3 protein-coding genes and 1 pseudogene are annotated in these 4,273 nt (G+C 33.4%); 1 reads left to right on the top strand and 3 read right to left on the bottom strand.

All coding sequences use genetic code 11. The features are described from left to right. On the bottom strand, positions 1 to 1,789 hold a 1,789-nt coding region (locus RSB60_RS11060; protein WP_332616363.1), incomplete at its 3' end, for a phospholipid carrier-dependent glycosyltransferase. 134 nt (positions 1,790 to 1,923) lie between these two features. On the opposite strand from RSB60_RS11060, the gene RSB60_RS11065 reads away from it, so the two are divergent. After that, positions 1,924 to 2,778, top strand: coding sequence for a patatin-like phospholipase family protein (locus RSB60_RS11065; RefSeq protein WP_323380874.1), 855 nt, complete (start codon positions 1,924 to 1,926; stop codon positions 2,776 to 2,778). An 18-nt stretch (positions 2,779 to 2,796) separates the two neighbouring features. On the opposite strand, the gene RSB60_RS11070 is transcribed toward RSB60_RS11065, so the two are convergent. Together RSB60_RS11070 and RSB60_RS11075 are read right to left on the bottom strand one after the other, a co-directional pair. Next, positions 2,797 to 4,065, bottom strand: a complete 1,269-nt coding sequence (locus tag RSB60_RS11070; RefSeq protein ID WP_332616365.1) for a M15 family metallopeptidase — start codon at positions 4,063 to 4,065, stop codon at positions 2,797 to 2,799. After that, positions 4,062 to 4,273 (bottom strand): annotated as a pseudogene (locus RSB60_RS11075) (RluA family pseudouridine synthase); the annotation flags it as partial. The gene RSB60_RS11070 and the pseudogene RSB60_RS11075, both read right to left, overlap by 4 nt.

The raw sequence follows: 4,273 nt of genomic DNA on the forward strand, positions 1-4,273 counted from the left end.
ATAAAATGAATAAGAAGATACATAATGCAACATAGACAACAATCATTTTTTCACCAGAATTATATTTCTTAATAATTAGTTGCGCAGTATAAACAATTGCGAGAATTAAGAAAGGAATAGAAGGATAATAATGATATGCGAATACACAACGAGTTACTAATACCCAAGGTAATAATGCTGCTAAAAAGCCGACAAGAATAATGAAACCTGTTGATGATTTTGCTTTAAAGGTATGGATTGCAGTAACAACCATACTAATTACACCAGCGATACTAATAAGTGGATTATTGAAACAAGAGATTGTTTGCATAGTTCCATTTCCAAAATCTTTTAGATAATACCAAATTGGACGGATATCAAACAGCCATTGCCACCAAACACTTTGGTAAGGATGAGTAGCCTGTAATTTGGCATGATAATCATACATACCTACCGAATGCTTGATAACATTTGCAATACTCCAAGTATCGTTCTTCCATACATGAGTTGGTATGAATGAACATACATAAATGGTCGCAGGTACAAGTACAAAGAATAAACAGCACCATAAAATAATTTTTAATGCTTTTGAACGGTAATTTTTAACATATTCAAGTGATACAGAATCTGTCTTTTGTTTTAATTTAAAATACATAGTTGTATGGTAAATGAAATGTGCGAAGAATAAAACTGCTAATCCTATTGCTGCATAACATCCCGTCCATTTGATGGAACATGCGATTCCCATTGATATACCAGATGCGGCAAGATAAACAAATTGTTTTTTCAACGAGGATTTTACAAAGTCTTCCTTTATATAACAAACCATGAAGTACGTCATCAGTATAATGAAGAAAATACTGAAAGGTTCAAGTGTTCCAATCCGTGATGTTGTGATCAACATGAAATCACTAGCAAATAGAGTAGTACCAACAATGGATAAGAATCGATTGTTGAATAATTTTTTCGTTAATAGATAAAATAATGGAAGAATCATAATGCCAAATAATGCACCCATAATACGCCAACCAAAAGGATTCATACCAAAGATACTAATACCAAGTGAAATGATAGAAGTACCTAGTAAGGGGTGTACCGAAGCATACATATCTTGACCATTCACAATTTCCCATGCATTACGTGGATGGTAAATTTCATCGAAATATGTTTCATTCATATATGTTGGAGTAATTGGAATAGTATTTTGTTCATCAATAACATTTGTAGCTAAATACGGATTATCAGGATTCGAAATGGTAATGGGATTAAGCGTTAAAAAAGTATCTTCACCCGCTTTTTTTACACCAAATTCATTGAGAACCATAGTGGTATCTTGCGATACCAAAGAGATATAACGATAATTCCACTCACCAGGAATCACTTCCCAAGCCATATAACTATTCTCATAAAGAATTGCGATAATTTCCCAATTCTCGTTGTCGTTGCTTCCAAGTACTTGTAAATTGTCGAAACCAATTTGGTAGCCAGATTCTAGAGCGTTGTTATCGCCTTCTCCACCAATTGCATAGATTGCATCGAATGTAGGGTTTTCATCCATGACTTCAAATGTAATGAACTCTTTATCGTCTTGAGGTTGCCACCAAGTTGTGGGTGCTGTATGACCACCCAATTGCCATAGTGATACAACTGCATATAAACTTGTGATTAAAAGTATTGAGAAAATGTCTGATTTAAAACTTTTTTTCAATACTTTAAAACCAAGAGTAATAACTCCTGCAACAATAAAACATGTAATTAAAATGGATAATAATTGGTTATTTTTAAATAAAGCTAAACTAATTTCATTCATCATATTTTCACCTTGCTTTATTATACTTGGTTCTTACCAAAAAAACAAAGGTATGAAAATTATGTTTTCAATGAATAAGTTTTGATTTTAATAGTATTATCTAGTAAAATAGACTATGTTCTGAGGTGGAGTGAATGAGTAAAATTGGATTAGTATTAGAAGGCGGCGGAATGCGTGGTGCATATACTGCAGGTGCCCTAGCTTGGTTAGTTGACAATAATATAGAGTTTGATTACGGGGTTGGAATTTCAGCAGGTGCTATCAATTTATGTAGCTATCTTCTTAAAAGTAAAGAATATCTCCATGATATTACCGTAAAATATACTTCTGATAAGAAAAATGTGGGACTTATCCCATTGCTTAAAGAACATCGATATGTTGGGTATGATTACATGTTTGATGAATTATTAAGAGATGATGTTAAATATGACACATCACCAATAAAAGAGAAGAATTTACCAATGGAATTCGGTATTTATGATATGAATCAAGAGAAAACAATCTTTTTTAATGCGCAAGATTTAGATCCTGAGTTAAGAATGTTAAAAGCTTCTTGTTCATTGCCAATCGCTGGGAGAATAGTCGATTATAATGGTTATCGCTTTTTAGATGGAGGCATTTCTATTATGATTCCTATTGAGCGAAGTATCGAAGCTGGATGTGATAAAAACATAGTTATTATTACTAAACCAGAAGGGTATACACGTAAAGCAGCGGGTTGGTTTATGCAAAAATTGATGAATTTTAATTATCCAAAATATAAAAAGATGGTATATGATTATACCCATCGCCATGAGTCTTATAATCGACAAATGGAAATAATTGAGAAAGAAGTAAAAGAAGGAAAGTGTATTTTGATTAGACCAAGTGAAACAATTCCGGTTAAACGTTTCAGTGGTGATCCAGAAAATCTTAAGAAACTTTATGAATTAGGTTATAAAGACATGGAATCAAGAAAAGAAGAAATTCTTAAATTTATGAAAAAATAGAATGTCCGCAAGGACATTCTATTCAGTTGTTGCGGTTGGTTGAGGACTTTCAGCAGCAGGTGTTGTTTCCTCAGGTGCTGCAGTTTCTACTGGAGCATTTTTCTTTGTTTCACCATCTGTATTTTTCCATGGTGCTAAGTAGAGTAAGTAATATTCATCATAGGTTAATCCAGATGCAACTACCTTCTTTGCTAAATCTGGTCCAACATAACGATAATGCCAAGGCTCATAGGTATATCCTGTGATTTGTTCTTTACCACTAGGGTAACGTAAAATCCAGCCGTATTCTTGACAATTTTGACTTAGCCAGACGAATTCATCAGTTTCTTCAAATTTAGATAATCCACTACCATCACCAACAGCAGACATATCTACTGTTAATCCTGTTTGATGTTCAGAAAATCCAGGGCGAGCACTGAACGTATCAGCTTCTTCTATACCATCACGTGCAACATAACGATCATAAAGTGATTGTTGATGTTCATATGGACGATATGCACTAGATGCATAAAGACGAAGTCCCATATTTCTTCCCGCATCACAAAGTTGTTTCAATGCATCAGCGGCAACTGACTCAAGTTGAAGACCTTCTGAAGCGACTTGAATAGATAAATCAGTAATGCTTCCAGGTACATAAGTTGAATCAAGATAATATGTTTTATTGACCAACATATCATAGCTGCCAGCATTATAGGTAGGGTATGTAGTCTTATAAGGTTCAATATAAGTATTTGATAAACTGAAATTTGTGGCACTAATATTATCTTTATTAGCTATAGCATCTGCAATGTATGGAGCCGAATCGGTTTGAAAATCAAAAACTAATAATGGGGTAATTGCATAAAATGATAAATCATCAAAAAGTGAGAGAACTTGTTCTTTTGTATATCCATTATCGAGTAAACGATCATACAAAACAAATTCACGTTCTGCGCATTCATCCGCAACAGTATACAATTCGATGTAATCCTTATTAAGTGATTTATTTAAGATTGAGCTTGCTAGGTTTTCTGAATAATACTTATTTTTAATAATTAGATTCGTAAGTTTTTGATTTCGTATCTCAGTAATTGTAGCCTTGTCATAACCCAATTCTTTCAATTGATTGTTTTGAATTGTTTTGGGGACAGTCAATAAAGCAACAATTAAAACGACAATCGCTAAAAAACCATAAAGAACAGGTTTCTTAATTCTTCTCCGTACTCTTTTTTTGGTAGAATGTACGCCAGTAGAATTTTTTTGTGATGTTACTTTTTTAACAACTTTTTTACGTTTTGGTTGTGTCATTTTATTGCCTCCTTAAACAGTGACCAAGGATATGTACTTGGTGGATTTGAAATGAAAGTCATCTCTTCTTTTGTTACAGGATGAATCAATGTGAGTGACGTTGCCCATAATGCTATTTGCCCATTTTCTTTTGGATGAGGATTATAACGTTGATCTGCCCATAGAGGCGCTTTACGACTTGCAAATTGCACACGAATTTGATGGGAAC

Source organism: Anaerorhabdus sp. (genome assembly GCF_036657415.1).
Classification (GTDB): Bacteria; Bacillota_I; Bacilli_A; order Erysipelotrichales; family Erysipelotrichaceae; genus Anaerorhabdus.

Bases quoted from the DNA above. Each gene is read 5' to 3' on its own strand.
- RSB60_RS11065 (WP_323380874.1), top strand. From the start codon at position 1,924: ATGAGTAAAATTGGATTAGTATTAGAAGGCGGCGGAATGCGTGGTGCA.
- RSB60_RS11070 (WP_332616365.1), bottom strand. From the start codon at position 4,065: ATGACACAACCAAAACGTAAAAAAGTTGTTAAAAAAGTAACATCACAA.